Annotated in this window: 25 protein-coding genes; 12 read left to right on the top strand and 13 right to left on the bottom strand. The window is 67.2% G+C overall.

Going from position 1 to position 24,577, the window contains the following annotated elements; genetic code table 11:
* Positions 1-12: 12 nt before the first annotated feature.
* From BLQ70_RS06470 to rplS, 3 genes are all read right to left on the bottom strand, one after another.
* Complete coding sequence (locus BLQ70_RS06470) at positions 13-1,644, bottom strand: efflux MFS transporter permease (protein WP_091856316.1); 1,632 nt, start codon at positions 1,642-1,644, stop codon at positions 13-15.
* Positions 1,641-2,090: a MarR family winged helix-turn-helix transcriptional regulator gene (locus tag BLQ70_RS06475; protein WP_061969384.1), complete on the bottom strand. Its 450-nt coding sequence runs from the start codon at positions 2,088-2,090 to the stop codon at positions 1,641-1,643. Before BLQ70_RS06475 ends, BLQ70_RS06470 begins: the two co-directional genes overlap by 4 nt.
* Positions 2,091-2,266: 176 nt before the next feature.
* Positions 2,267-2,662: a 50S ribosomal protein L19 gene (rplS, locus tag BLQ70_RS06480; RefSeq protein ID WP_091856317.1), complete on the bottom strand. Its 396-nt coding sequence runs from the start codon at positions 2,660-2,662 to the stop codon at positions 2,267-2,269.
* Between the two features lie 179 nt (positions 2,663-2,841).
* On the opposite strand from rplS, the gene BLQ70_RS06485 reads away from it, so the two are divergent.
* The gene (locus BLQ70_RS06485) at positions 2,842-3,630 is read left to right on the top strand and encodes an SDR family NAD(P)-dependent oxidoreductase (RefSeq protein ID WP_091856318.1); all 789 of its coding nucleotides are present in this window, start codon (positions 2,842-2,844) and stop codon (positions 3,628-3,630) included.
* 20 nt (positions 3,631-3,650) lie between these two features.
* On the opposite strand, the gene BLQ70_RS06490 is transcribed toward BLQ70_RS06485, so the two are convergent.
* On the bottom strand, positions 3,651-3,839 hold the full coding sequence (locus tag BLQ70_RS06490) for a hypothetical protein (protein ID WP_061969378.1): 189 nt from the start codon (positions 3,837-3,839) through the stop codon (positions 3,651-3,653).
* 428 nt (positions 3,840-4,267) lie between these two features.
* On the opposite strand from BLQ70_RS06490, the gene BLQ70_RS06495 reads away from it, so the two are divergent.
* The 3 genes from BLQ70_RS06495 to BLQ70_RS06505 all read left to right on the top strand — a co-directional run bounded on the left by BLQ70_RS06495 (position 4,268) and on the right by BLQ70_RS06505 (position 9,484).
* Positions 4,268-6,352, top strand: coding sequence for an elongation factor G (locus BLQ70_RS06495; RefSeq protein WP_091856319.1), 2,085 nt, complete (start codon positions 4,268-4,270; stop codon positions 6,350-6,352).
* A gap of 210 nt (positions 6,353-6,562) precedes the next feature.
* Positions 6,563-8,278, top strand: a complete 1,716-nt coding sequence (locus BLQ70_RS06500; protein ID WP_091856320.1) for an AMP-binding protein — start codon at positions 6,563-6,565, stop codon at positions 8,276-8,278.
* A gap of 99 nt (positions 8,279-8,377) precedes the next feature.
* A complete protein-coding gene (locus BLQ70_RS06505; RefSeq protein WP_091856321.1) occupies positions 8,378-9,484 on the top strand; it encodes a sulfite oxidase in 1,107 nt (368 codons plus the stop codon).
* A 126-nt stretch (positions 9,485-9,610) separates the two neighbouring features.
* Here BLQ70_RS06505 and mtaB read toward each other — a convergent pair whose 3' ends face one another.
* Positions 9,611-10,882, bottom strand: a complete 1,272-nt coding sequence (mtaB, locus tag BLQ70_RS06510) for a tRNA (N(6)-L-threonylcarbamoyladenosine(37)-C(2))-methylthiotransferase MtaB (RefSeq protein WP_091856322.1) — start codon at positions 10,880-10,882, stop codon at positions 9,611-9,613.
* Positions 10,882-11,766, bottom strand: coding sequence for a diaminopimelate epimerase (gene dapF / locus BLQ70_RS06515; protein WP_091856323.1), 885 nt, complete (start codon positions 11,764-11,766; stop codon positions 10,882-10,884). Before dapF ends, mtaB begins: the two co-directional genes overlap by 1 nt.
* Before the next feature lie 201 nt (positions 11,767-11,967).
* On the opposite strand from dapF, the gene BLQ70_RS26115 reads away from it, so the two are divergent.
* Positions 11,968-12,795 (top strand): GyrI-like domain-containing protein, encoded by an 828-nt coding sequence (locus BLQ70_RS26115; RefSeq protein ID WP_139163496.1) that lies wholly within the window; start codon positions 11,968-11,970, stop codon positions 12,793-12,795.
* Positions 12,796-12,908: 113 nt separating this feature from the next.
* Here BLQ70_RS26115 and BLQ70_RS06525 read toward each other — a convergent pair whose 3' ends face one another.
* The 4 genes from BLQ70_RS06525 to BLQ70_RS06540 form a co-directional block, all read right to left on the bottom strand.
* The gene (locus BLQ70_RS06525) at positions 12,909-13,967 is read right to left on the bottom strand and encodes an MBL fold metallo-hydrolase (RefSeq protein ID WP_091856324.1); all 1,059 of its coding nucleotides are present in this window, start codon (positions 13,965-13,967) and stop codon (positions 12,909-12,911) included.
* 59 nt (positions 13,968-14,026) lie between these two features.
* Positions 14,027-14,653: a LysE family translocator gene (locus BLQ70_RS06530; RefSeq protein ID WP_091856325.1), complete on the bottom strand. Its 627-nt coding sequence runs from the start codon at positions 14,651-14,653 to the stop codon at positions 14,027-14,029.
* An 81-nt stretch (positions 14,654-14,734) separates the two neighbouring features.
* Complete coding sequence (locus tag BLQ70_RS06535) at positions 14,735-15,160, bottom strand: hypothetical protein (protein WP_139163497.1); 426 nt, start codon at positions 15,158-15,160, stop codon at positions 14,735-14,737.
* 78 nt (positions 15,161-15,238) lie between these two features.
* Positions 15,239-15,796 carry a CAP domain-containing protein gene (locus tag BLQ70_RS06540; protein ID WP_091856326.1) on the bottom strand — a complete coding sequence of 186 codons (558 nt, stop codon included), beginning with the start codon at positions 15,794-15,796 and terminating at the stop codon, positions 15,239-15,241.
* Positions 15,797-16,268: 472 nt separating this feature from the next.
* Here BLQ70_RS06540 and ffh point away from each other — a divergent pair, with 472 nt between their 5' ends.
* The 5 genes from ffh (at position 16,269) to trmD (ending at position 20,242) form a co-directional block, all read left to right on the top strand.
* Positions 16,269-17,843 carry a signal recognition particle protein gene (gene ffh / locus BLQ70_RS06545; protein WP_061969355.1) on the top strand — a complete coding sequence of 525 codons (1,575 nt, stop codon included), beginning with the start codon at positions 16,269-16,271 and terminating at the stop codon, positions 17,841-17,843.
* Positions 17,844-17,894: 51 nt separating this feature from the next.
* On the top strand, positions 17,895-18,263 hold the full coding sequence (gene rpsP, locus BLQ70_RS06550; RefSeq protein WP_061969352.1) for a 30S ribosomal protein S16: 369 nt from the start codon (positions 17,895-17,897) through the stop codon (positions 18,261-18,263).
* Positions 18,264-18,362: 99 nt separating this feature from the next.
* Positions 18,363-18,884, top strand: coding sequence for a ribosome maturation factor RimM (gene rimM / locus BLQ70_RS06555; RefSeq protein ID WP_091856327.1), 522 nt, complete (start codon positions 18,363-18,365; stop codon positions 18,882-18,884).
* Complete coding sequence (locus BLQ70_RS06560) at positions 18,871-19,542, top strand: HAD family hydrolase (RefSeq protein WP_091856328.1); 672 nt, start codon at positions 18,871-18,873, stop codon at positions 19,540-19,542. The genes rimM and BLQ70_RS06560 overlap by 14 nt, the downstream gene beginning before the upstream one ends.
* A gap of 4 nt (positions 19,543-19,546) precedes the next feature.
* Entirely contained in the window at positions 19,547-20,242 is a 696-nt protein-coding gene (gene trmD / locus BLQ70_RS06565) for a tRNA (guanosine(37)-N1)-methyltransferase TrmD (RefSeq protein ID WP_170843335.1), read from the top strand.
* Here trmD and BLQ70_RS06570 read toward each other — a convergent pair.
* Complete coding sequence (locus tag BLQ70_RS06570; RefSeq protein WP_091856330.1) at positions 20,233-20,655, bottom strand: rhodanese-like domain-containing protein; 423 nt, start codon at positions 20,653-20,655, stop codon at positions 20,233-20,235. The genes trmD and BLQ70_RS06570 overlap by 10 nt on opposite strands.
* A 5-nt stretch (positions 20,656-20,660) precedes the next feature.
* Entirely contained in the window at positions 20,661-21,863 is a 1,203-nt protein-coding gene (locus BLQ70_RS06575) for a pyridoxal phosphate-dependent aminotransferase (RefSeq protein WP_091856331.1), read from the bottom strand.
* 163 nt (positions 21,864-22,026) lie between these two features.
* Between BLQ70_RS06575 and BLQ70_RS06580 the strand changes: the two genes are divergently transcribed.
* The gene (locus BLQ70_RS06580; protein WP_091856332.1) at positions 22,027-22,506 is read left to right on the top strand and encodes a YaiI/YqxD family protein; all 480 of its coding nucleotides are present in this window, start codon (positions 22,027-22,029) and stop codon (positions 22,504-22,506) included.
* A gap of 3 nt (positions 22,507-22,509) precedes the next feature.
* Here the strand turns inward: BLQ70_RS06580 and BLQ70_RS06585 are convergent, their stop codons facing one another.
* The gene (locus tag BLQ70_RS06585; RefSeq protein WP_091856333.1) at positions 22,510-23,322 is read right to left on the bottom strand and encodes a crotonase/enoyl-CoA hydratase family protein; all 813 of its coding nucleotides are present in this window, start codon (positions 23,320-23,322) and stop codon (positions 22,510-22,512) included.
* A gap of 141 nt (positions 23,323-23,463) precedes the next feature.
* On the opposite strand from BLQ70_RS06585, the gene BLQ70_RS06590 reads away from it, so the two are divergent.
* Positions 23,464-24,438, top strand: coding sequence for a Bug family tripartite tricarboxylate transporter substrate binding protein (locus tag BLQ70_RS06590; protein ID WP_162766171.1), 975 nt, complete (start codon positions 23,464-23,466; stop codon positions 24,436-24,438).
* The last annotated feature ends 139 nt before the right edge of the window (positions 24,439-24,577 follow it).

The following is a 24,577-nucleotide window of genomic DNA, read 5'->3' on the forward strand; positions in this document are numbered from 1 at the left end:
CGGGCTGGACGGTCAGGAGACGGGTTGAGGAGCGGGCGCGGCGGCGCGCTTGCGCAATTGCAGATAGGTGAGGTGAGAGAGGAGTCCGAGAAGGGCGAGGCTGGCAATGGCAGAGATCAGCATGAAGGCATCGTTATAGGCGAGCACGATCGCCTCTTGCGTCGCCCGCTGGGCGAGCAGGGTCACGCCTTCCGCCCGCATCAGCGTCGCGTCGCTCAGGACATGGCTATAGGCGGCGCCGAGTTGATTGAGGCGTTGGGTCAGGAGCGGGTCGGACAGGACAAAATGCTCCGCCAGCATGTTGAAATGGAAACTGGTGCGCAGCGTGATGAAGGATCCGAAGAGGGCGGAGCCGAGAAGCCCGCCGATGCTCTGCGTGAACAGGAAGACGGTGATGAAGCTCAGGATGTAGATCGGGCCGCGCGCGATCGCGCCGCCCATGCCCTGCGCCATCGCCGCGGGCAGGAAGAGGCCGGAGCCATAGGCGACCAGCGCCTGGCTCAGCCGGATATCGTGCGGCCTCGTCTGGCTGGTGGCGCCGCTGTCGAGCCAGGCGCCGAGAGCGACGCAGGCAAGCGCGGTGGCGTAGAACCAGTTCTCGCGACCGGGCCTCAGCAGGAGCGCGCAGGTGACGCCGCCGGCCAGGATCGCACAGAGGATGATCGTGTAGAGCGGCATGGTCTGTTCGTTCTGGATGCCGAGCGCCTGAAAGAAATTCGAGGCGCCGACCGTCTGTTCGGCCAGCACGATGCGCATCAAGAGGATGGCACCGGCGAAATGCAGCGTCGCCGGACTGGTCAGCCAGCGGATGTCGATGAGCGGGCTGTCGCGATGCAGCTCGACGATCACCGCCAGTGTCAGGCAGATCACGGCGCAGGCAAAGAGCCAGCCGAGCCAGGGGGCCTCGAACCACCAGTAGATCCGGCCGAGGCTCAGCGCGACCGCGATCGCGCCGAAGCCGATCGCGATCAGCAGGTAGCTGACGATATCGAGCGGGCCGATCCATTTGACGCGCGGCGGCGTGGTCAGCGGCAACGCGTAGACGAAGCCGAAGGCGACCATGGCGAGGCCCATCTCGAAAAGCGTCAACCCGTGGAAGCCGCCGAGCTCCAGCAGCCAGGGCGAGATCAGGCGCGTCACCGGGATGCCGAGCGTGGTGTTGGTCAGCGCCAGCGACAGGCCGACGGTGAGCTTCTTCTGCGGCGGCAGCGGTTCGATCATGTAGAAGAAGGCGAGCGAGGACATCGGCGCCGCCGCCATGCCGCTCATGAACCGCACGACCACGGCCGATGGCAGGTCATGGACGAAGACGAGGTTCAGGAAGGCGGCGAGGACGAAGCCGGCGAGGCTGATCTCGGCAAAGTTGCGCAGGCCGTACTGCATCCGGATCTTGATCAGCGCGATCGAGAGCGAGACGTTCGGAGCCATATAGGCGGCGATCAGCCAGTTGGTCTCGGCGAGGGTGGCGCCGAGCTCGCCCTGGATCTGGTAGACATTGGTGTTGACCAGGTTCGCGCCGATCTGCTGGGTCATGGCCAGTGTCACCGAAGCCAGCATATAGGCGAGCGCGCGGGCCGGCGGCATGGTGAGCCCCGCCGGTGGGGGCGCGGCAGCAGGCGCAGCGGTGGTTTCGGGCGTGCTCATGGGGCGGCGCTCCGCCCGGCGGCGATGTTGCGCGAGGTGCGGCGCAGGACGTCGAGCGCGGCTTCCAGCTCTTCCGGCGCGATGCCCTGCAGGATGCCGGCGCGCAGTTCGGTGAGGAAATTCAGGATGTCCTGTGCCTGTGCCCGGGCGCTTTCGGTCAGGAAGACGCGGCGTGCGCGCCTGTCGCCCTCGACGGCGCGGCGCTCGATCATGCCGTTGCGTTCCAGCCCGTCGAGGAGCCGGACCAGCGTCGGCTGCTCGATGTCGAGCAGGCCGGCGAGGTCGGACTGGATCGGGCCGTCTTCCCGCGCGAGCTCCATTAGCAGGCGTGCCCGCGACAGGGTCAGGCCCATGCCGCGGGCACGCTCGTCGACAAGCGCTCTCAGCTTGCGGTTGACGGCGGCAAGCTCGCCGGTGAACGCGGCCTGAAGCTGGATGAGGTCCATAGGGGCAACATAAATAGCATGCTAATGATTGTCATACTTATATGCGCGCATAGCGCATATCAAGTGACAATAAAGCCATTTGATATGCGATTTAAGAATGACTGTTTCGATCCACGGCAATAAAAAACGCGGCCCCGAAGGACCGCGTTCCAATCTTTTTGCGCTGAGGCTTCGGCTTACTTGCCGGCGGCCTTCTGGCCCTTGGCGGGCTTGGCATCGACGCGCTCGGCGATGCGGGCCGACTTGCCGCGACGATCGCGCAGGTAATACAGCTTGGCGCGGCGCACCTTGCCCTTGCGGATGACCTTGATCGAATCGAGGTTCGGCGAGAACAGCGGGAAGACGCGCTCGACGCCCTCGCCATAGGAAATCTTGCGAACGGTGAAGCTCTGGTTGAGGCCGCCACCGTTGCGGGCGATCACGACGCCTTCATAGGCCTGGACGCGGCTGCGCTCGCCTTCCTTGACCTTGACGTTGACCTGCACGGTGTCGCCGGGCTGGAAGGCGGGAATGGCCTTGCCTTCGCTCAGCTTGGCAATCTGCTCGGCATCGAGCTGTTCGATGATGTTCATGGGTCTCTCCATGGCCGTTGTCGCGTGTGTTCACGCGGGCGTTACGGCGCGCTGTTTTCAGTTGAGTGCGGGGCCTTACAGGAGCTGGTGGCGTTTGTCGAGCGGCAATGCCGGCTTGTTGGCGGCGCTGCCGGCGTGCATAGCCTTTGCGGACCCGACACGCCACCGGACGACACGCCATGACCGATGCCACCCCGAAGACCGCGCTCGTGACCGGCGCCGCGCGCGGCATCGGCCTCGCCACGGCCAAGCGCTTCCTCTCCGAAGGCTGGCAGGTCGGCCTGCTCGACATCGATGGCGCCGGGCTTGAACGGGCTGCGGCCGAGATCGCCACGCCGGAGCGGACGCTGGTGCTGACCTGCGACGTGGCCATGCCCGCCCAGCTCGAATCGGCCTTCGCCGGCATGGCCAAGCGCTTCGGACGGCTCGATGCCCTCGTCAACAATGCCGGCACGGCGGTGTTCAAGCCGATGCTCGAAACCAGCCATGACGAATGGCAGCGGGTGCTGGCGGTCAATCTCACCGGGCCGTTCCTGGCGACGCAGCTCGCGGCGCGGACGATGGCGGACAATGGCGGCGGTGCCGTCGTCAATATCACCTCGATCTCGGGCCTGCGCGCCTCGACCCTGCGCGTCGCCTACGGCACCTCGAAGGCGGCGCTGGCCCATCTCACCAAGCAGCAGGCGGTCGAACTCGCGGGCCTGGGCATCCGCGTCAACGCAGTCGCGCCGGGGCCGGTCGAGACGGCGATGGCCAAGGCGGTGCACAGCCCCGAGATCCGGGCGGATTATCGCGATGCCGTCCCGCTCGGCCGCTACGGGCTGGAGGAGGAATTGGCCGAGGCGATCTTCTTCCTCTGCTCCGACCGGTCGAGCTATATCACCGGGCAGGTCCTGGCCGTCGATGGCGGCTTCGACGCCGCCGGCATCGGCCTCGCGACGCTTCGCGGCGAGCGGCGCAATCTCTGACGGCGGGTGCCTCGACGCCTTTACCCCATCGCCTCACGCTTCTTCAGCAGTTCGTTGAGCATGTCCTGCTGCTCGCCGAGCCGGTTGGCGAGTGCTTCCTCCACGGCGGCGCCGGAGGCTCCCGTCGCCTGTTCCATCAGTTCGGAGATATTGCGCCGGAGGAGGGCGATGCGCTCGTCCAGGTCCATTTGCGAAGCATTCTCGGGCATCGGCTGTCTCCATGCATCCCTACGGCCGCTGCGGCGGTCCGCCCATAGAATGTCCGGCGATCCTTCAGGTTCCCCGCTTCGGAGACGCAGGGAGCGTGCAGGTGCCGGCTCGCTTCTCGTGCGTGCAACCCGGCGGATCTCCCGATGAAATCATGGGTCTCGGCGGAGCGATAGTCGTTCCGATATCGGTGACGGTCCGAGCCTCGCCCGTTCGCCGCGACCGCGCCGACAAAGCGCTTGCGTCCGTTCCCGATCGGCGCGAACCTCTCCTCAACTGCCTCTCCGACGGCCGCCCGACCCTGTCGGGCCCGAGCGACCGCCGCCCATCCGGCGTGAGCGCATTCGCGGTTCCCGCCGGTTTCCACCGCGCCGGAGCCGGGGCCGCTCGAACCTCTCCTCCATCGCGGCCAGCCCCGAAGGAGGAAGTCATGCCTGCATCGGCTCAGAATGGCGGTTCCGCAGACGGCACCCGACGCGCGGGGCCGCGATGCATCGCGATCGTCGGCCCCTTCCAGAGCGGCAAGACCACGCTGCTCGAAAGCATCCTGATGCGATGCGGCGCACTGACCCGCACCGGCACGGTCAAGGGCGGCAACACGGTCGGCGATGCGGCGCCGGAAGCCCGCGCGCACCAGATGAGCACGGAGCCCACGGTCGCGGCCGTCGATTTCCTCGGCGATACCTTCCATTTCATCGACTGCCCGGGCTCGGTCGAATTCCTGCACGAGATGCGCCATGTGCTGCCGGCGGTGGATGCGGCCGTCGTCGTCTGCGAGGCGGATGACAGGAAGGCGCCGGCGCTCGAGCTCGTGCTGCGCGAACTGGAGGAGGCCGACATCCCGCGCTTCCTGTTTCTGAACAAGATCGACACGGCTTCGCGCCGGGTGCGCGAGACGCTCGGCATCCTGCAACGGGCCTCGCGGACGCCGCTGCTGCTGCGCCAGATCCCGATCTGGCAGAAGGGCATCGCGGTCGGCTTCATCGACCTCGCCCTGGAGCGGGCTTTCATCTACCGCGAGCATGCGCCGAGCGAGATCGTGCCGCTGGCCGTCGACGAGGCCGGCCGCGAGAAGGAAGCGCGGTTCTCGATGCTGGAGCGGCTTGCCGATTACGACGACGACCTGATGGAGGAGTTGCTGGGCGACATGGAGCCGCCGCGCGACCGTGTCTTCGACGATCTCGCCCGCGAGTTGCAGCATCGCCATGTCGTGCCGGTGCTGATCGGCGCGGCCGAGCGCGGCAATGGCGTGACGCGCCTGCTCAAGGCGCTCAGGCACGAGGCGCCCGGTCTCGCCGAGACACGCGGGCGCGCCGGCATCCTCGCCGAGGGGCCGCCGCTCGCCCAGGTGATGAAGACCTGGCATTCGAGCCAGGGTGGCAAGGTCTCGCTGGCGCGGGTGATGCGCGGACGGCTGACGGAGGGCGATGTCGTGACCTCGTCCGGCGGGGCGGAAGCCCGCATCGCCGGTGTCCTCGCCCTGAAGGGGGCGGAGCAGAGCCGCAAGCCGGCGGCGATGGAGGGCGAGGTCGCTGGCTTCGCCAAGCTCGACGGCATCGCGACGGGCGAGGCCTTCATGCTCGGCAAGACGCGGGCGGGCGTGGTCAGCGCGGTCCCGCCGCCCGAGGCCGTCCACGCCTTCGCCATCGCCGTGAAGGACCGCAAGGACGATGTCAGGCTGGCGGCGGCGCTTCAGCGCCTGACCGAGGAGGACACGGCGCTTGCGGTGACGCAGGTGCCGGAACTCGGCGAAACCCGGTTGTCGGGCCAGGGCGAGATGCATCTGCGCGTGGCGCTCGAAAAGCTCGCCGGTCGCTATGGCGTGACGGTGACGAGCAAGACGCCGCAGGTCGGCTATCGCGAGACGATTCGCGGCCAGGCCGGGGCGCGGGGCCGGCATCGCAAGCAGAGCGGCGGCCATGGCCAGTATGGCGACGTGGTGATCGAGGTGGCGCCGCTGCCGCGCGGGGAGGGCATCCAGTTCGTCGACAAGATCACCGGCGGTGTCGTGCCGCGCCAGTATATCGGCTCGGTCGAGGCCGGCATGCGCGATTTCTGCGAGAAGGGGCCGCTGGGCTTCCCGATCGTCGATGTCGCGGTCGCCTTGACGGACGGCTCGTATCACACTGTCGATTCCTCGGACATGGCGTTCCGGCAGGCGGCGCGGCTGGCGATGAGCGAGGCGATGCCGCAGGCCAAGCCGGTGCTGCTCGAGCCGATCTTGTCGGTCGATGTGGTCATCCCTTCCGAGGCGATGTCGCGGGCTTCGGCCCTGATCTCGGGCCGACGCGGGCAGATCCTCGGCTACGACACGCGCGCCGGCTGGCGTGGCTGGGACCAGATCAAGGCGCTGGTGCCGGAAGCCGAAATGACCGGCCTGATCGTCGAGCTGCGCTCGGCCACCTCGGGCGTCGGCTCGTTCAGCGCGCGCTTCGATCACCTGGCGGAGCTTGCCGGCAAGCCGGCCGAGGCCGTGGTTTCCGCGCAGGCGCTGACCCTCGCGCAAGCGCGCTGATCCTGCCTCAGGCCCATCCTGCCCTCCGGGAGCCGTCATTCGGCTCCCGGTTTGGGCTTGATTTCGTGCGGTGCGAACTGTTTAGATGTAAACATTCGACGGTCGGTGACGGTCGGCGCTTGCGCTGTCGGCTGCTGTTCCGCACTGTATGATCATGAAAATGCATCGGAACCCGCCGTGAGGCGGTCAACCGGGCAACTGGAGGGAACGATGACTGCGACTGGCGCCACGCAGGCCAGGAATGCCTCGCGCCCGTGGCTTGCGCATTATCCGCCGGCCGTGCCGCCGGAGCTCGACGATGCCAGGATCGGGACGCTGGCTGACCTGATCGGCTCCGCTTGTTCGACCCATGCCGATCGGCCGGCGTTCGAGAGCTTCGGCAAGACGATCACCTTCGCCGAGACGCGTCGCGCCGCTGAGTCCTTCGCCGGCTGGCTGCAGGCGCAGGGCCTGAAGAAAGGCGATCGCGTCGCCCTGATGATGCCGAACATCCTGGCCTATCCGGCGGCGATCTTCGGCGTGCTGCTCGGCGGCTTTACCGTCGTCAACGTCAATCCGCTCTACACGGCGCGCGAGCTGACGCATCAGATCAACGATGCCGGGGCGCGGGTGCTCGTGGTGATCGAGAACTTCGCCCATGTCGTCGAGGAGGCGAAGCCGAACCTGAAGCTCGACGCCATCGTCATCGCCACGGCCGGCGACCTGATGGGCTTCAAGGGCAAGATCGTCAATTTCGTCGCGCGCCGGGTCAAGAAGGTGGTGAAGCCTTACGGTCTTCCCGGCTCCATCGGTTTCCAGCAGATCCTGCACGGCGGTGCCCGGATGACGCCGGTGACGGTCGCGCCTGAGGATGTCGCCTTCCTGCAATATACCGGCGGCACAACCGGCGTCGCCAAGGGCGCGACGCTGACGCATCGCAATGTCGCCGCCAACGTCCAGCAGGCCGGCCTCTGGCTCGAATGGATGCTGGAGCCGCCGCTCGGCCGCAGCGACTACCAGCACGTCATGGTGACGGCACTGCCGCTCTACCACATCTTCGCGCTGACCTGCTGCTGCATGTTCCTGCTGCGCATCGGCGCCAAGAGCCTGCTGATCGCCAATCCGCGCGACATACCCGGCTTCATCAAGACGCTGAAGGCGAGCCGCTTCACGCTCTTCTCGGGGGTCAACACGCTCTACAACGCGCTGGCCAACCATCCCGAGATCAAGGAAGTCGACTTCTCCGAGATGCGCTTCGCGGTCGCCGGCGGCATGGCGACGCAGGCCGCGGTCGCCAAGCAGTGGAAGGCGGTGACCGGGCGCCCGATCATCGAGGGCTACGGCCTGTCGGAGACCTCGCCGGTCGCCACCATCAACCGGCCGGATATCACCGAGTTCAGCGGTACGATCGGCTTTCCGATTCCCTCGACCGAGATCGCGATCCGCGACGCCGAGGGCAACGACATGCCGCTCGGCGAGGCCGGCGAGATCTGCATCCGCGGGCCGCAGGTGATGGCGGGCTACTGGAACCGCCCGGACGAGACCGCCAAGGCGATGACCGCCGACGGCTATTTCCGCAGCGGCGACGTCGGTATCATGCTGCCGGACGGACAGACCAAGGTGGTCGACCGGATGAAGGACATGGTCCTGGTCTCCGGCTTCAACGTCTATCCGAACGAGGTCGAGGACGTGCTGGCCTCGCATCCCGGCGTGCTGGAATCGGCTGTCATCGGCCTGCCCGACGAGCATTCGGGCGAGGCGGTGACCGCCTTCGTCGTACGCAAGGACCCGACCCTGACGACGGATGCGCTGCGGGCCTACTGCAAGGAGAACCTCACCGGCTACAAGGTGCCCAGGCAGATCTTCTTCCGCGAGAGCCTGCCCAAGACCAATGTCGGCAAGGTTCTGCGCCGGGCGCTGCGCGAGGAGGTCGTCGCCAGGCGCTGACGCTGGGCGACGGTCGACAGCCGGTCGGGCAACGTGCCATCTCTTGTCGGCTTTCGCCGGGACGGGTGACCGTCTCGCGCCCCCGGAGATCCTCGCCGCTTGCCCCACCGCCTTACCGAATTGCCGCTGCTACGCCGTCTGAAGCCCGGCCTCCATGTCTATGAGGAAGAGGCGTTGAACGCCGAGCCGGCGCTCGCCCTGCTCGGCGAGCCGATCACGCCGGTCGATGCCTTCTTCATCCGCAACAACGGCCATCTGCCGGAGATCGACGAGAGCGGCTGGACGCTGACCATCGATGGCGAGGTCGAGCGCCCGGCCGTGTGGACCGTCGAAGGCCTGCGCCAGCGTTTCGAAACCGTGACGCTCACCGCTGTCCTAGAATGCGCCGGCAATGGTCGCTCTCGCTTTTCGCCGGCGACGGACGGGCTGCAATGGCGGCTCGGCGCCGTCGGCTGCGCGCGTTGGACCGGGGTCAGGCTGGCGGACATTCTGGAACATGCCGGCCCCAGGCCGGGCGCGGTCTATACCGCCCATCACGCACCGGACCGCCAGATCGGCAAGCCGGAGAAGGCGGCTTTGTCCCGCGGCCTGCCGATGGCCAAGGCGGTGGCGCCGGAAACCCTGATCGCCTTCGCCATGAACGGCGAGCCGCTGCCGCGGTTGCATGGCGGGCCTTTGCGGATCGTCGCGCCGGGCTATCCCGGCTCGGCCTGGCAGAAATGGCTGGACCGGATCACGCTCCGCGATGTCGAGCATGACGGCGAGAAGATGCGCGGGACGGATTACCGCCTGCCAATCCTGCCGGTGCGCCCCGGCGAGCCCCTCGATCCGGCGAATTTCGCTGTCATCACCGACATGCCGGTGAAATCGCTCATCACAGCGCCGCTCGACGGTTTCGTTGCGAAGCAAGGCGAGCGATTGAAGGTCGCGGGCTTCGCCTGGAGCGGAGCGGTTCCGCTGGAATCGGTCGCGATCTCCAGCGATGGCGGCGAGAGTTGGCAGGATGTCGCATTGCAGGCCGGCGAGGGGCGCTTCGCCTGGCAACGCTTCGATACGGAGATTGTTGCCGGACAGCCCGGGTCGTTCGTCGTCATGGCGCGGGCGCGCGATGCCGAGGGCGGTGTCCAGCCGCTGGAACCGGTCTGGAATCCGCGGGGATACTGCAACAATCAGGTCCAGCGCGTGCGCGGTTCCGTTGTCGTGTGAGGCTTTGAACCTTTTGGCGGGTTGCCGCGTCTAAAGATTGGGTCTGCCATTCCGGGCATGGCTCTGCCGCCTCGGTCACTCCTCCTCCCATCGGCGACCGAGGCGGCTATTCCCTCGCAAATGCGCTCAGGCCGCGAGAAGGGCCTTGTTGTCGGCGGCATGGCCGATCACCGGCACGATCTCGCCCGGCGCGACGTCACGGGCAAAGCGAACCAACGTGAAATCCTCGGCGCGGCCGGTATTGCCGCGTTCGGTGAGGACGCTGAGCGGACGGCCGATGCGCTCGGCGAGATGGCGTGCCTGTGCCGCCCCAGCCGCAGCACGCAGCCTTGCGGCGCGCTCCGAGACGATCTCTCCCGAAAGCTGCGGCATCCGCGCGGCCGGCGTGTTGGGGCGGGCCGAATAGGGGAAGACATGGACGAAGCTCAGGCCGCAGGCTTCGACGAGGTCGAGCGAGCGGGCGAACATCGCCTCGTCCTCGGTCGGGAAGCCGGCGATGAGATCGGCGCCGAAGACGATATCGGGGCGTAAGCGCCGGATCTCGGCGCAGAAGCGGATGGCGTCGTCGCGGCCGTGGCGGCGCTTCATCCGCTTCAGGATGAGGTCGTCGCCGGCCTGCAGCGAGAGGTGCAGATGCGGCATCAGGCGTGCCTCGGTCGCGAGCAGGTCGCGCAGGGCATCGTCGACCTCGACCGCGTCGATCGAGGAGAGGCGCAGGCGCGGCAGGTCGGGCAGGGCGCGCAGGATCGCTCCCGCCAGCGCGCCGAGTGTTGGCTGGTCCGGCAGGTCGCGGCCGTAGCTGGTGAGGTCGACGCCGGTCAGCACGATCTCACGGGCGCCGGCCTCCAGCAGGGTGCGGCATTGCGCGACGACATCGGCGATGGCGAGCGAGCGCGAATTGCCGCGGCCGAAGGGAATGACGCAGAAGGTGCAGCGATGGTCGCAGCCGTTCTGGACCTGGACGAAGCCGCGCGTATGGCTCGTGAAGCGGCCGGTGACCGGAGCGCGCAAGGCCGTGCGAGCCATGATGTCGCCGACATCGAGCTTGTCCGCCGCAGAGATATCGGGCTGGCCGAGGCTGTTGGAACGGGCGAGGGCAGACCAGCTCTCGGGTCGCAGCTTCTCGTCGTTGCCGAGGACGCGATCGACCTCCGGCATATCCGCGAAGCGGGCCGGTTCGATCTGCGCAGCACAGCCGGTGACGATGACGGGCCTGTCCGGCTGCTCGCGCTTGAGGCGGCGTACGGCTTGCCGTGCCTGCCGGGTCGCCTCGGCGGTGACGGCGCAGGAATTGACGATCGCAGCGTCCTTCAACCCGGCCGCTTCGGCCTGAAGCCGCAGTGCCTCGCTCTCGACGATGTTGAGGCGGCAGCCGAAGGTGACGACCTCCAGGGTCATTACGCGGCGCTCGAAAACAACGCCGGATCGAGCGTGCCTTCCCATTCGAATTCGACCGGGCCGGTCATCAGGACATGGCCGTCGCGCTCGCGCCATTCGATGGCGAGATCGCCGCCGGGCAGGCTGACGGTGGCCTTGCGGGCGGTCAGCTCGCGGCGGACGCCCGCAACCAGTGCCGCACAGGCGCCCGAGCCGCAGGCCTGCGTGATGCCGGCGCCGCGCTCCCAGACGCGCAGCACGATATGATCCGGCGCCTTCACGGCGGCGAGTTCGATATTGGCGCGGTTGGGGAAGATCGGGTGGTTCTCGAGCAGCGGGCCGATCTGTTCGAGATTGTAGGCGTCGGGGTCTGTGACGAAGAAGACCGCGTGGGGATTGCCCATGTTGACGGCGCAGGGCGTGTGCAGGATCGGATCGTCGATCGGGCCGATCTGCAATTCGAAGCGGGCGGTATCCTCAAAGGGCTCGGCCAGCGGGATCTCATCCCAGTCAAGACGCGGCGCGCCCATGTCGACGGTGAAAAGAACCTCGCCCTCGCGGACCGCCGGCAGCAGCCCGGCCCTGGTCTGGAGGGTGAGCCGGATCTTGTCGGCATCGCCCATCTGAGGATCGGCGATCATCGCCCAGGCGACGCAGCGCGTGCCGTTGCCACAGGCGCCGGCCTCCGAGCCGTCGGTGTTGTAGATGCGCACGAAAGCGTCGGTGCCGGGCGTCGCGGCATCGTGAAGGACCATGAGCTGGTCGAAGCGGGCGCGCGGCTCGGAGGCGATGGCGCGGGCTTCCGCTTCGCTGATGACATGCTTGGTGCCGCGCAGGTCCAGCACCGTGATCTGGTTACCGAGCCCGTTCATCTTCAGGAACCGGCGATTGGCCAGAGCGTTCATTTGGTCACACGTCCCGTGAATAGTGGGTCTATGGCGGAGACGACGTGAAAAAGCCACCCTCGTCCCCGTTCCCTAGGAGAAGGTGGACATTCTATGTTGCGCCGCAAGGGCGCGAATCGCGTGAAACTCAGGGCCGTCATGATGCGGTATTCCCGGATTTGTGTTCTGACGCTTGCCGGCCTGGCGAGTTTGTCGAGCGGAATGGTCTTTGCCCAGGCGCGCGTGGCGCCACCGACCGCCGTCGAAACCGCGCCTCTGGCACCACCGCCCGGCGCCAGCCCCGCCCAGATGCCGTCAGCTCCGGCGCAGACGCCGCCTTCTCCCGTGCCTGAGGCCCAGCCGGGGCCGCAGCCGGTCCAGCCGGCCCCGCCGCCGCCGAATCCGGTAACGCCGCAGCCGGTGCAGCCCGCGCCGACGCTACCGGGGCCGGCCGAACCGCAGCCGGTGCAGCCGCCGCCGACCCTGCCGCCTCCGGGCCAGTCTCTGCCGGCGCCGCCCGTGCAGCAGCAGACGGGCGTGCCTGATCCCAACGCGACGCTTGCCGGCAAACGCGGCGATGCCAGCGATATCGACGAGATCACGCTGGCTGCGAAGCCCGTCCTGCTCCTTTCGGGGCAGGCAAGCTGGGACCAGGGGTTCCAGAAACTGTCGGAGAGTTTCAACGCCTTGCGCGCCGAAGCGCAGAAGGCGGGCCTGCCCGTCGCGGGCCGTCCGCTGGCGCTGTTCGTCGAGACGACGGATGACGGCTTTCGCTTCGATGCGATGCTGCCGGTTGCCGCGCCCGCCGGAGGGCAGGCTCCCGCATTCGGCGGCGGCGTGAAATTGAGCGCCTCACCGATGGGCAAGGCCCTGCGCTTCCTCCATGTCGCGCCTTATGACGACATCGATTCCACCTACGAGACGATCACGGCCTATCTCGAAGCCAAGAGCATCACGGTGAAGGATGCTTTCCTTGAGGAATATGTCAGCGACCTCAAGGACCCTGGCGATCCGAACCTCGAGATCAACGTCTACGTCCAGCCCAAGTGATCAGCGTCATGCTCGGGCTTGACCCGGGCATCTCGGAAACCAGCGGCCTCCCGTCCTGAGATTCTCGGGTCGAAGCTGTGCTTCGCCCGAGAATGACGCGGAGGTCCAGCCGGTCACACGTTCCAGCTCAAACCCGGCCGCATCGGTCTGAAGCGCTCTTCCGGCAGGCCGGCTTCGGCGAGCGCGGCCTTCAGCGCCTCCGGCGGGCGCTCGACGCCCTCGTCGGTGAGCTGGAAGGTGCCCCAGTGATGGCCGATCGCCTGCTGCGCCCGCAGCGCCAGCATGACCTTGACCGCCTCGTCAGGGTTCATGTGGTTGTCCGACATGAACCAGCGCGGCTCGTAGGCGCCGATCGGTAGCACGGCGAGATCGAACGGCCCGTGCCTGCTGCCAAGGTCCTCGTAGAGCGAGCCGTCATGGTAGCCGGTATCGCCGATATGGAAGATCTTCGCGGCCGGCGTTTCGAGCATGTAGGAGCACCACAGCGCCATGCGCCGGTCGAAGGCGCCGCGCGCCGACCAGTGATAGCTCGGCACCAGCGTGACCGCGACGGCGTCCGAGAGGGTGAGCCGGTCATTCCAGTCATGCGCCTCGGCGCGGGCGTCGGGGATGCGGGCGCGGACGATCGAGTCATTGCCGAGCGGCATGATCATCCGCGGCCGGTCGCGGGCATGCAGCAGGGCCAGCGTCTCGATGTCGAGATGGTCGTAATGGTTATGCGTGATCAGCACGGCGTCGATCTTCGGCAGATCGGCGAAGGCGACTCCCGGTGCGTTCACGCGCCTGGGGCCGATGAAGGAGAAGGGGCTGGCGCGCAGCGAATAGACCGGGTCGATCAGCAGGTTGAGGCCGGCTGCCTGGTACAGGAAGGAGGCGTGGCCGAGATGGACGATCCTGACGCCCTCGACGCGGGCCGGAGGCTTGTCCTGAGGCGGCGCCTGATAGGCGAGGGGGAAGGCCTCGCGCTCGCGCTTGCCGGTCTGCCAGCGCAGCACGTCGGCGAGGCCCTTGCTCACGGTGCGGCCGTCGCTGAAGACGAGCCCGTTGAAATGGTCGCTGACGGGGCCCTGGTAATAGGGATTGCGCGAGCGGGAGATCGCGGCCCAGGCAGCGCCGGTCGAAGCCAGCAATGCACCGAGGCCAACGAAGGAGAGAAGCTTGCGGCGGGTCATGGTGTAGAACAGGTAGGCGGCCGCGACGCAGCGTCAAGGCCGCCCTCCCGATTGGCCGATCAGTTGCTGCCAGAGCGGATCGCGACGGTGGCGACGCCGGCGCCGATCAGCAGCGTGCCACCGGCCTTGTTGAACAGCCCGATCGCGCGGGGATTGCCGATCACGGCCCGCGCTCGCGAGGCGATCAGCGCGTAGCCCATGGCATTGGCGAAGGCGAGCGTGATGAAGGTCGCCTCGAAGATCAGCATCTGCGTCCAGAAATCGCCTTTGGTGTCGAGGAACTGGGGCAGGAAGGCGACGAAGAAGGTGATGCTCTTCGGGTTGAGGGCCGTCACCAGCCAGGCATGGCCGAGCATCTTCCTGCCGGGTGCGGCATCCTCGCGCGGCTTGGCGTCGAGCGTGCCGCCGGCGCGGAAGAGCTTGATGCCGAGCCAGACCAGATAGGCCGCGCCGATCCATTTCAGCGTGGTGAAGACCAGCGCGGAGGTGGCGAGCAGGGCCCCGACGCCGAGCATGGAGAGCGTCATCGCGGTGAAATCGCCGAGCGCGACGCTGACGGCGATCGGAAACGCGGTGCGCCAGCCCTGGCCGAGCGCATAGGAGATGACGAGGAGGATGGTCGGTCCGGGGATGACCAGGAGGACGGCGGTGGCGGCGGTGAAGGCGATCCAGGCTTCGAAGGTCATGGTGATGGCTCCGCTAAAGACCAGAGCCATCACCAGAAGCGGGTGTTTGTAAAGGGCGAAATCGAACCGCGTGAGGGCGGCTCAGAGCGCGCTGCGGAGGAAGTCGCAGAGGGCCGTGCGAACGGCCGCTTCGGGAGCCATCTGGCCGGGCTGCACGGTGAAGGCGATGTCGATGCGCGTGCCCGTGGGCTGCTTGCGGGTGGTCACCTTCAGGAGCTGCGGACGCCCCGAGCCGGTGACTTCCTGCACGGCGGAGATCGTGCCGCGCGCCTTGTCGGTTCGGATATCCATGAAGTCGCGGTCGGCCTGGATCGCCCGGGTGATGATAGGCAGCACGGCGGCTTGGGATTTCTTGGTCAGCTCCCAGGTTTTGTAGGTAATCTGCGAGACCATCGGCACACCGGCGGAGCTGAAATTGGTCATGCAAGGTTGAGCCTGCCCCTGCGTCACGCCCGCGATCAGCAATGGAGCGGCGAAAGCGAGTGCTATTCCTGAAAATTTGGCCATCGTAGTCTGTATCCTCAATGAAAGGACACGATTGCTAGCTGCAAGAACCAGTTCCTGTCATCTCGGAATTTCCGTTCATCAACGCCTTTGGACGGGGGCAATCGGGCCGGCGTCGAGCGTCACGCGGGTTTCGGGTTCGGCAGCAACGACCAGCGCCCACCAGACGCGATAGCTGGTGCGCGGATCCTTGGAGAGCGCGATGCCGTAGCGGGTTGCTTCCTTCATCCGCAGATTGGTGTCGTGGCCGGGCGACTTGCGCCAGCCGTCGAAGGCCTCCTCGACCGAGAAATAGCCGCCGCCGAGATTCTCCGCGGCGCGGGCGCTGTCGACGCCGGCGGCATGGATGCGGGCGGTGAAGTTGCCGCCGGCCTCATGCGAGAGGGCGTTGGCCTTGACCATGGCATCGGCCTGGCGCTGGGCCATCGCCATCAGGCGCGGGTCCGGCCGGACGGGGCCGAGGCCGTTGCTCGCGCGGTAGGCGTTGAGGATGCGCCCGGCCTGGGCCGGATCGAGCGAGACGGCGGCGACCTTCTCGACCATGCGCGGATCGAGCGGGCCTTCGCGACGCGGATCGCCGGCGCAGGCGGCGAGCAGAAGAGCGAGAGCCAGCAAGGTCGAGGCGGGTTTCAGTTTCATGGGCCGGCTTGTTTTGCGAATCGGGCGCGCAGCGATGCTGTCAGATCAGGGCCATTCTGCGGCCAAGCCTCACAATTTCGTGTAGAAGTCGAAGCGCGTGTGAGGGAAGGGGCTGCTCCGTAACAAGACGGAGCGTCATTCTCGGGCTTGACCCGAGAATCTCTGGAGAGTGAGGCGTAGGAGCCCGCTTCGGCAGGAGATGCTCGGGCCAAGCCCGAGAATGACGGCCATGAGAAGGCTCCGTTCGCAAGGGAAACCATCGCCAAACTTGACTTTCGCAACAGTCTTCCGCTTTAAGGCCGCATCCGTTTCGCCGACATCGCCGAAACCACATCCGCCGACCGGGCCGCGCAAGCCGCTTTCATGAGCCCGGAGGTCAACGCCCGACAGCGCGATTGCGCCCTCGGGCGCGAAACCGCTTGGCGATGAGGTGAGGTGCTGAAGGCTCCCTGAGGCAAGCAGGCAGGTCCGCATGTTCGGTACGCTGAGCGACAGGCTCTCCGGCATCCTCTCGGGGCTGACCCGCAGGGGTTCGCTGACCGAGGAGGACGTCAACGCGGCTCTTCGCGAGGTTCGCCGCGCGCTGCTCGAAGCGGACGTCGCGCTCGAGGTCGTCCGCAGCTTTACCGACAAGGTCAGAGAGCGTGCCGTCGGCGCCGAGGTGCTGAAGTCGATCACGCCCGGCCAGCAGGTCATCAAGATCGTCAACGACGTCCTGATCGAGACGCTGGGCGGCGAGGGCGAGAGCATCAATTTCGATGCCGTGCCGCCGGTGCCGGTGCTGATGGTCGGCCTTCAGGGCTCCGGCAAGACGACTTCGACCGCGAAGATCGCCAAGCGCCTGACCGAGCGCCACAAGAAGAAGGTGCTGATGGCGTCGCTCGATACGCGACGCCCGGCCGCCATGGAACAGCTCGCCATTCTCGGCCAGCAGGTCGGCGTGCAGACGCTGCCGATCGTCGCCGGCCAGTCGGCGGTGCAGATCGCCAGGCGCGCGGTCGAGGCCGCCCGTCTCGGCGGCTACGACGTCGTGATGCTCGACACCGCCGGCCGCGTGACGCTCGACGACACGCTGATGGCCGAGGTCGCCGAGGTGAAGGCCGCGACCAACCCCCATGAGGTGCTGCTCGTCGCCGACGCGCTGACCGGCCAGGACGCGGTCAACACGGCCCGTGCCTTCGATGCCCGCGTCGGCCTGACCGGCATCGTGCTGACCCGCATGGACGGCGATTCGCGCGGTGGTGCGGCGCTCTCGATGCGGGCCGTCACCGGCAAGCCGATCAAGCTCGTCGGTATCGGCGAGAAGGTCGACGAGCTCGACGAATTCCATCCCTCGCGCGTCGCCAACCGCATCCTCGGCATGGGCGATATCGTCTCGCTCGTCGAGAAGGCGGCGCAGACCATCGATGCGACGCAGGCGCAGGCGACCGCGCAGCGCATGGCCAAGGGCCAGTTCGACCTCTCCGACATGCGCGCGCAGCTCCAGCAGATGGAGAAGATGGGTGGCATCGGCGGCGTGATGGGCATGCTGCCGGGCATGAAGCAGGCCCAGTCCCAGCTCGCCAATGCGGGTGTCGGCGACACGATGTTCAAGCGCATGATCGCCGCGATCGACTCGATGACGCCGGCCGAGCGCAAGAATCCCGATTTGCTCAAGAACAGCCGCAAGAAGCGCATCGCGGCCGGCTCCGGCACCTCTGCCGAGCAGATCAACAAGCTGCTCAAGATGCATCGCGGCATGGCCGACGCCATGAAGATGATGAGCAAGCAGAAGGGCGGCATGCTCGGCAAGCTCGGCTCGATGTTCGGGCTCGGCGGCGGCCTGCCTGCCGGCATGCCGGACCCCTCGAAGATGGATCCGGCGCAGCTTGCGGAACTGCAGAAGCAGCTCGGCGCGGGCGGCGGTCTGCCCTCGATGCCGCCGGGCGGCTTCCCCGGCCTGCCCAAGGGTGTCACCCCGCCGGCGGGGATGATGCCGAAGCTGCCGGGCCTCGGCGGCAATGGCCTGCCCGGCCTGGGCAGCAACCCGTTCGGCAAGAAGAAATAGCCTTCACCATTCAACCCGACTTCAGACGTCAAACCAAAAGGAAGAAGACCCATGTCCCTCAAGATCCGCCTGACCCGCGGCGGCGCCAAGAAGCGCCCCTACTACCGCATCGTCGTCGCCGACGCCCGCTCGCCGCGCGATGGCCGCTTCATCGAGAAGATCGGCTCCTATGATCCGATGAAGCCGAAGGATTCGGCCGAGCGCGTCGTGCTCGACACCGAGAAGGTCCAGGCCTGGCTCGCCAAGGGCGCCCAGCCGACCGACCGCGTGCTGCGCTTCCTCGATGCCGCCGGCCTCGCCAAGCGCCCGGCCCGCAACAACCCGAACAAGGCCGTTCCCGGCGAGAAGGCCAAGGAGCGCGCCGAGAAGAAGGCCGAGAAGGCCGCTGCTCCGGCTGCCGAAGAAGCCGCCGAGGCGTGAGCTTGACTGTCCGCACGTCTTTCTCGGGCGAAGCGCAGCTTCGACCCGGGAACCTTCTTTGGGAGATGCCCGGCTCAAGGCCGGGCATGGCGTGCTGACATGAGCGACCTCATCCTGCTCGGGATCGTCGGCGCGCCGCATGGCGTGCGCGGCGAGGTCAGGATCAAGACCTTTACCGGCGACCCGTTGGGTATCGCCGGTTACGGCCCGTTGTCGGACGACAAGGGCCGCAGCTTCGAGATCACCGATATCCGCCCTGCCAAGGAGGTGGTCGTCGCCCGGCTCAAGGGCGTGACCACGCGCGAGGCAGCCGAGGCGCTGAACGGCACCGAACTGTTCGTTGCCCGCGACAAGCTCTCGGCCGGCGAGGACGAGGACGAATTCCTGCATGCCGATCTGATCGGTTGCAGCGTGGTCGGGCCGGACGGCACTGTGCTCGGCAGCGTCACCGTGGTCGAGAACTACGGGGCAGGCGACCTGCTCGACATCGAGACGCCGGACGGACGCTCCGTCCTGATGCCCTTCACCAAGGCCTTCGCGCCGCGCATCGACATCGCCGCGCGCCGGATCGAGGCCGAGCCGCCGCTTGGACTGTTCGAGCCCGACGATGACAAACGATAGGCCGGCCCGCGCCCTGATCTTCGACATGGACGGCACCATCGTCGACAATATGCGCTTCCATGACGATGCCTGGGAGAGCTGGCACGTCAGCAACAAGTTGCCCTTCGACCGCAAAACCTTCGCGGCGCGCACCGCCGGAATGGCCGGCAACGAGATCATCTCCTCCTATTTCCCGCAGGCGGTTGTGGCCGAGCTCGATGCGATGAGCGACGCCAAGGAGGCGCTCTATCGGGAGGCCTATCTGCCGCATGTGACGCCAACTGCCGGCTTCCTCGAACTGATCGCGCGGGCCGAGGCGGCAGGCGTGCCGATGGCCGTCGGGACAGCGGCGCCGCCGGCCAATATCGAGGTCGTGCTGGATACGCTCGGCCTGCGCCAGCGCTTCGCGACGATCGTCTCGCCGAGCCAGGGCTTCCGTGGCAAGCCGCATCCCGACATGTTCCTGGCCGCGGCGGAGCGGATGAAGGTCGACCCCGCCGATTGCATCGTCTTCGAGGATGCGCCGCTCGGCGTCGAGGCGGCGCGCCGTGCCGGCATGCGGGCCGTGGCGCTGCTGACCATGCTCGGTCCCGAGGGCTTTGCGGGTTATGACAACCTGATCGCCTCGGCTGGCGATTTCACCGCGCTGGACGGGTTGCCTGCGCTGCGCTTTGCTTGAAGGCATGTCCTTCCACGCCTCGATCCTGACGCTCTATCCGGAGATGTTTCCCGGGCCGCTCGGCATCTCGCTGGCGGGCGAGGGGCTGCGCAAGGAATTGTGGTCGCTCGATACCCATCAGATTCGCGAGCACGGCATCGGCCGCCATCGCAATGTCGACGACAACCCGGCCGGCGGCGGCGCCGGCATGGTGCTGCGCTGCGACGTGCTGGCGGCGGCGATCGACGCGGCCGTGCCGGCGGATGATGCGCGCCCGCGCCTGCTGATGTCGCCGCGCGGACGCCCGCTTCAGCAACGACAGGTCCGCGATTGGGCTGAAGGTCCTGGCCTCGTCATCGTCTGCGGGCGGTTCGAGGGCGTCGACGAGCGCGTGATCGAGGGGCGCAACCTGATCGAGGTTTCGATCGGCGACTACATCCTCTCCGGCGGCGAGATGGCGGCGCTGACATTGCTCGACGCCTGCGTGCGACTGATCCCCGGCGTGATGGGCAAGGTTGCCTCCGGCGAGGACGAGAGCTTCGAGAACGGTCTGCTGGAATACCCGCATTACACCCGTCCGCGCGAATGGGAGGGCCGGGGCCTGCCCGAGGTGCTGCTCTCCGGCGACCATGCCCGCATCGCGAAATGGCGGCGCGAGCAGGCTGAGACGATCACGCGCAAACGGCGGCCGGACCTGCTCGCCAAGCGGGATCAGGGATAGGCTGTCACCGGCAGTTTCTCGGCCAGCCAACCGCCCGGCCCGAGCATACCGCCCCGCACGCCTGCGAGATCGCGCCAGCCCCGTCCGGCGAGCTTCTGCGCCACGGCAACCGCCTGCGCACCCGTGCGGTCGATCAGGACGATGCGCTTGCTGGGGTTGTCGAGGCGAAGCCCGGCGATCCTGACCTCGAAGGCCGGAGCGTCGACATCCAGTGCAAGAGCGCCCTGCGGCAGGCCGGTATCGGCCCATTCCTGCGCATTGCGGATATCGATCAGGAGGATGCGCTTCGCCTGTGCCGCGTCATGAGCCTCGCGGGGCGAAAGCGTCGTCGCCGATTGCCCGAAAACGAAAGAGGCCGGGAGCATGAAGCCCCCGGCCAGAACGATCCGGCGCGTTGCGGCGCCCTTGGCCATCGTGCTCAGCGCAGCTCGGCGCAGAAGCGCTGGATGCGGCGGCAGGCCTCTTCCAGCTTCTCGTCCGAAGTGGCGTAGGAGATGCGGAAGTTCGGGCCGAGACCGAAGGACGAGCCGTGGACGGCCGCGACCGCTTCCGTCTCGAGCAGGCCCATCACCAGATCCTCGTCCGTCTCGATCTTCTTGCCGTTCGGCAGGGTCTTGCCGATCAGGGCCGAGCAATCGGGATAGACGTAGAAGGCGCCTTCCGGCACCGGGCACTTCAGGCCGCGGGTCTGGTTCAGCATGGAGACGACGAGGTCGCGGCGGCGCTCGAAGGCCTTCCTGAAGACCGGGATATGATCCTGCGTGCCGTCGAGCGCCTCGACCGCGGCCCATTGCGAGATCGCCGAGGTGCCGGAGGTCTGCTGACCCTGGACGAGGTCCATGGCGTTGATGAGCGTTTGAGGGCCAGCGGCGTAGCCGATGCGCCAGCCGGTCATGGCATAGGACTTCGAGACGCCGTTCATGGTCAGCGTGCGCTCGTAGAGGGCGGGCTCGACCTGGGCCGGGGTGACGAAGGTGAAATCGCCATAGACGAGGTGCTCGTACATGTCGTCGGTGAGGATCCAGACATGGGGATGGCGCATCAGCACATCCGTGAGCTTCTTCATCTCGGCATGGCTGTAGGCCGCGCCCGACGGGTTCGAGGGCGAGTTCAGGATCACCCATTTGGTCTTCGGGGTGATGGCCTTCTCGAGATCTTCCGGCTGCAGCTTGAAGTCGTTCTTGAGATAGGTCTCGGCATAGGTCGCCGTTCCCCCGCAGAGCGCGACCATCTCGGGGTAGGAAACCCAGTAGGGCGAGACGCAGATGACTTCGTCGCCGGGGTTCAGCGTGGCGAGCAGGGCGTTGTAGATGACGTGCTTGCCGCCGGTCGAGACGATGGTCTGGCTCGCCTTGTAGTCGAGGCCGTTCTCGCGCTTGAACTTGCGGGCGACGGCCTCGCGCAGCTGCGGGATGCCGGAGACCGGGGTGTACTTGGTCTCGCCGCGCTTGATCGCGGAGATCGCGGCTTCCTTGATATTGTCCGGCGTGTCGAAATCGGGCTCGCCGACGGAGAGCGAGATCACGTCCTTGCCCTGGGCTTTCAGGTCGCGGGCCTTCTGCGTGATCGTGATGGTCGCGGACGGCTTCACGCGCTTCAGGGCATCGGCAAGAAAGGCCATGGGACTGATCTCCGGGGAGGCGGACGGGTGAGCGCGGAAAAGGCGCGCGCGTGGTTTATGACTCAGCGGAGATGATCGCAAGCGCAACTGCTTGATGTTTTGCAGAAGCGTCATGAATTTGGAACGGTTTGCTCTTGCGCCGCGAGCATGCGAAGGCCCGTCCATGACGAGCTCTGCGGGACCCATTGCTGTTTATGTCGATGCCGACGCCTGCCCGGTGAAGGACGAGGTCTATCGCGTCGCCGGCCGCCACGGCCTGCATGTCTTCGTCGTCGCCAACAGCTTCCTCAACGTGCCGCGCGAGCCCTGGATCGAGCGGGTGACGGTGCCGGGCAATTTCGACGCGGCCGATGACTGGATCGCGGAACGGGTTTCGCGCGGCTCGATCGTGATCACCGCCGACATCCCGTTGGCCGATCGCTGCATCAAGGCCGGAGCCGACGTGATCGGGCCGACCGGCAAGCCCTTCAGCGAGGCCTCGATCGGCATGGCGCTGGCGACCCGCGACATGATGGAAGACCTGCGCGCGATGGGCGCGGCCAGCGGTGGCCCGAAGCCGTTCTCGCCAAAGGACCGCTCGGCCTTCCTGCAGGCGCTCGACCTCGCGATCCAGCGGCTGAAGCGGGCCGGCTTCAGCGCCTGACCCTCAGATCTCCGAGAAGTCGCCGCCGCGCCCCTTGCCGGCAGCGAAGCGGCCGGCGCCTGCTGCGCCTTCCGTCGCGATGGTGTGGACGCCCCGCTGCCACTCCCGCCGAAGTGCTTCCTGTATGCTCAGCCCATGGCCGGCGATGGCGCTGGCGCGGTCGGCACGGACCGCGCCCTGCGGGAAGCGCGCGATCTCCCGGGCCATCGCCTCGGCTGCTGCGCGAGCCCCACCCTTCGGCGAGACCGTCTCGCACAGGCCGATGCGGAGTGCTTCGTCCGCCGCGACCTTGCGGCCGGTCATGATGATTTCCAGCGCGCGGCCCTGGCCGACGAGGCGCGGCAGGCGCACCGTGCCGCCGTCGATCAGCGGGATGCCCCAGCGCCGGCAATAGACGCCGAAATAGGCATCCTCCGCCATCACGCGGATGTCGCACCAGAGCGCGAGTTCCATGCCGCCCGCGACGGCCGGGCCCTCGATCGCGGCGATCAGCGGCTTGCTCATCTCCAGCCGCGAGGGGCCCATCGGCCCGCGGGGCGTCGTGCCATCGGCGGCGGGAAAGGCAAGCCTCTCGACGATCTCGCTTTCGAAGCGCCCGGCATCGGTGAAGGCCTGGGCATATTTCAGGTCCCAGCCGGCGCAGAAGGCGCCGCCTTCACCCCAGAAGACGATCGCCGCCGTGTCCTCGTCGCTGTCGAGTTCGAGGAAGGCGCGAGTCAGCGCATCGGCGCTGTCGGGGTCCATCGCATTGCGCGCTTCCGGCCTGCTGTGGACGACCGTCGCGACCTTGCCCTGCCTCTCGATTCGTACCGCCATTCTCCGTCCCTCTCCTTGTTTCCCATGCAGATTAAGCTGTGTTTTCGAGCCCATATCTGGCGCTGGACGCATGGCGCCTTTGCCCGTAAATCTCGCCGGAAAGCAGCCCCGCCATCCAGGTGGGTGTCCGGGAGGAAGTCCATGTCGTTGACCCGCCGTTCCACGCTCGGCCTGATGGCCGGCGCCGTATTCGCTCCGTCGATCGTCCGGGCCGAGAGCTTTCCCAGCAAGGTCATCACCCTGGTCGTGCCCTATCCGGCGGGTGGGCCGACCGATGCCATCGCACGCTTCGTGGCGCAGGATCTGACGATTGCCTTCGGGCACAATGTCGTGGTCGACAACCGCGCCGGCGCCTCGGGCGCCGTCGGCACGCGCGCCGTCGCCCATGGCCCGGCGGATGGCTACACCATCGTCTTCGGCAACAACCAGACGCATGGCAACAACATGTTCCTGCTGAAGGAGCCGGGCTACGACGCGGTGAAGGATTTCGCGCCGCTTGCCGGCGTCGGCGCCTTCGAGCATGCCTTCGTCGTGCGCAACGGCCTGCCGGCCAAGAACATCCAGGAGCTGATCGCGCTGGCCAAGGCCGATCCGGGCAAGCTCAACTATGGCTCGACCGGCGTCGGCTCCGGCTCGCATCTGGCGATGGAGCTGTTCATGCAGCGCACCGGCATCAAGATGACGCATGTGCCGTTCCGCGGCGCCGCGCCGCTGGTGCAGGAAATCATCGCCGACCGCATCGACGTCGCCAACTCCACCTTGCCGAGCGTGCTGGAGCAGATCAACGGCGGCGCGCTCAGGGCGCTGGCCCTGGCGAGCCCGGAGCGCAATCCGCGTGCCAAGGACATTCCCACGCTGCGCGAGCAGGGTGTGAGCAATGCCGATGCCGATTCCTGGGCTGCCTTCTTTGCTCCGGCGAAGACGCCGGACGCCGTGCTCGACACGCTGTCCAAGGCGGTGATCGCCTCGCTGAACAAGCCCCAGACGCGGGAGGCGATCCTGAAGCTCGGCTTCACGCTCAAAGTGCGCGATCCCGAGGCGTTCAAGCCCTATCACGTCCAGGAAATCGCGACCTGGAAGCAGATCATCGCGGATGCCGGCGTGAAGCCGGAGTAAGCGGGCACCGTCTCGAACATCCCGGCTGGCGCATCGCTCCGGCCGGGATGGCCGCGCCGATCGCCTCACTTCGTCGTGAGTTGGCCGCAACGGCTTGGCGATCGGCAGCGTTCCCCTCTATCTCCGATCTGTCGATCGG

This window comes from Allobosea robiniae, from assembly GCF_900102525.1.
In the GTDB taxonomy this organism is placed as follows: Bacteria; Pseudomonadota; Alphaproteobacteria; order Rhizobiales; family Beijerinckiaceae; genus Allobosea; species Allobosea robiniae.

Excerpts from the sequence above, each read along its gene's own strand:
- BLQ70_RS06485 (WP_091856318.1), top strand. The coding sequence starts at position 2,842 with ATGACCGATGCCACCCCGAAGACCGCGCTCGTGACCGGCGCCGCGCGC.
- BLQ70_RS06585 (WP_091856333.1), bottom strand. The coding sequence starts at position 23,322 with ATGGCGGTACGAATCGAGAGGCAGGGCAAGGTCGCGACGGTCGTCCAC.
- rplS (WP_091856317.1), bottom strand. The coding sequence starts at position 2,662 with ATGAACATCATCGAACAGCTCGATGCCGAGCAGATTGCCAAGCTGAGC.
- trmD (WP_170843335.1), top strand. The coding sequence starts at position 19,547 with ATGTCCTTCCACGCCTCGATCCTGACGCTCTATCCGGAGATGTTTCCC.
- BLQ70_RS26115 (WP_139163496.1), top strand. The coding sequence starts at position 11,968 with ATGGTCTTTGCCCAGGCGCGCGTGGCGCCACCGACCGCCGTCGAAACC.
- BLQ70_RS06580 (WP_091856332.1), top strand. The coding sequence starts at position 22,027 with ATGACGAGCTCTGCGGGACCCATTGCTGTTTATGTCGATGCCGACGCC.
- mtaB (WP_091856322.1), bottom strand. The coding sequence starts at position 10,882 with ATGACCCTGGAGGTCGTCACCTTCGGCTGCCGCCTCAACATCGTCGAG.
- BLQ70_RS06475 (WP_061969384.1), bottom strand. The coding sequence starts at position 2,090 with ATGGACCTCATCCAGCTTCAGGCCGCGTTCACCGGCGAGCTTGCCGCC.
- BLQ70_RS06495 (WP_091856319.1), top strand. The coding sequence starts at position 4,268 with ATGCCTGCATCGGCTCAGAATGGCGGTTCCGCAGACGGCACCCGACGC.
- BLQ70_RS06530 (WP_091856325.1), bottom strand. The coding sequence starts at position 14,653 with ATGACCTTCGAAGCCTGGATCGCCTTCACCGCCGCCACCGCCGTCCTC.
- BLQ70_RS06560 (WP_091856328.1), top strand. The coding sequence starts at position 18,871 with ATGACAAACGATAGGCCGGCCCGCGCCCTGATCTTCGACATGGACGGC.
- BLQ70_RS06500 (WP_091856320.1), top strand. The coding sequence starts at position 6,563 with ATGACTGCGACTGGCGCCACGCAGGCCAGGAATGCCTCGCGCCCGTGG.
- BLQ70_RS06590 (WP_162766171.1), top strand. The coding sequence starts at position 23,464 with ATGTCGTTGACCCGCCGTTCCACGCTCGGCCTGATGGCCGGCGCCGTA.
- BLQ70_RS06535 (WP_139163497.1), bottom strand. The coding sequence starts at position 15,160 with ATGGCCAAATTTTCAGGAATAGCACTCGCTTTCGCCGCTCCATTGCTG.
- BLQ70_RS06525 (WP_091856324.1), bottom strand. The coding sequence starts at position 13,967 with ATGACCCGCCGCAAGCTTCTCTCCTTCGTTGGCCTCGGTGCATTGCTG.
- dapF (WP_091856323.1), bottom strand. The coding sequence starts at position 11,766 with ATGAACGCTCTGGCCAATCGCCGGTTCCTGAAGATGAACGGGCTCGGT.
- BLQ70_RS06490 (WP_061969378.1), bottom strand. The coding sequence starts at position 3,839 with ATGCCCGAGAATGCTTCGCAAATGGACCTGGACGAGCGCATCGCCCTC.
- BLQ70_RS06575 (WP_091856331.1), bottom strand. The coding sequence starts at position 21,863 with ATGGCCTTTCTTGCCGATGCCCTGAAGCGCGTGAAGCCGTCCGCGACC.
- BLQ70_RS06570 (WP_091856330.1), bottom strand. The coding sequence starts at position 20,655 with ATGGCCAAGGGCGCCGCAACGCGCCGGATCGTTCTGGCCGGGGGCTTC.
- rpsP (WP_061969352.1), top strand. The coding sequence starts at position 17,895 with ATGTCCCTCAAGATCCGCCTGACCCGCGGCGGCGCCAAGAAGCGCCCC.
- ffh (WP_061969355.1), top strand. The coding sequence starts at position 16,269 with ATGTTCGGTACGCTGAGCGACAGGCTCTCCGGCATCCTCTCGGGGCTG.
- BLQ70_RS06540 (WP_091856326.1), bottom strand. The coding sequence starts at position 15,796 with ATGAAACTGAAACCCGCCTCGACCTTGCTGGCTCTCGCTCTTCTGCTC.
- rimM (WP_091856327.1), top strand. The coding sequence starts at position 18,363 with ATGAGCGACCTCATCCTGCTCGGGATCGTCGGCGCGCCGCATGGCGTG.
- BLQ70_RS06470 (WP_091856316.1), bottom strand. The coding sequence starts at position 1,644 with ATGAGCACGCCCGAAACCACCGCTGCGCCTGCTGCCGCGCCCCCACCG.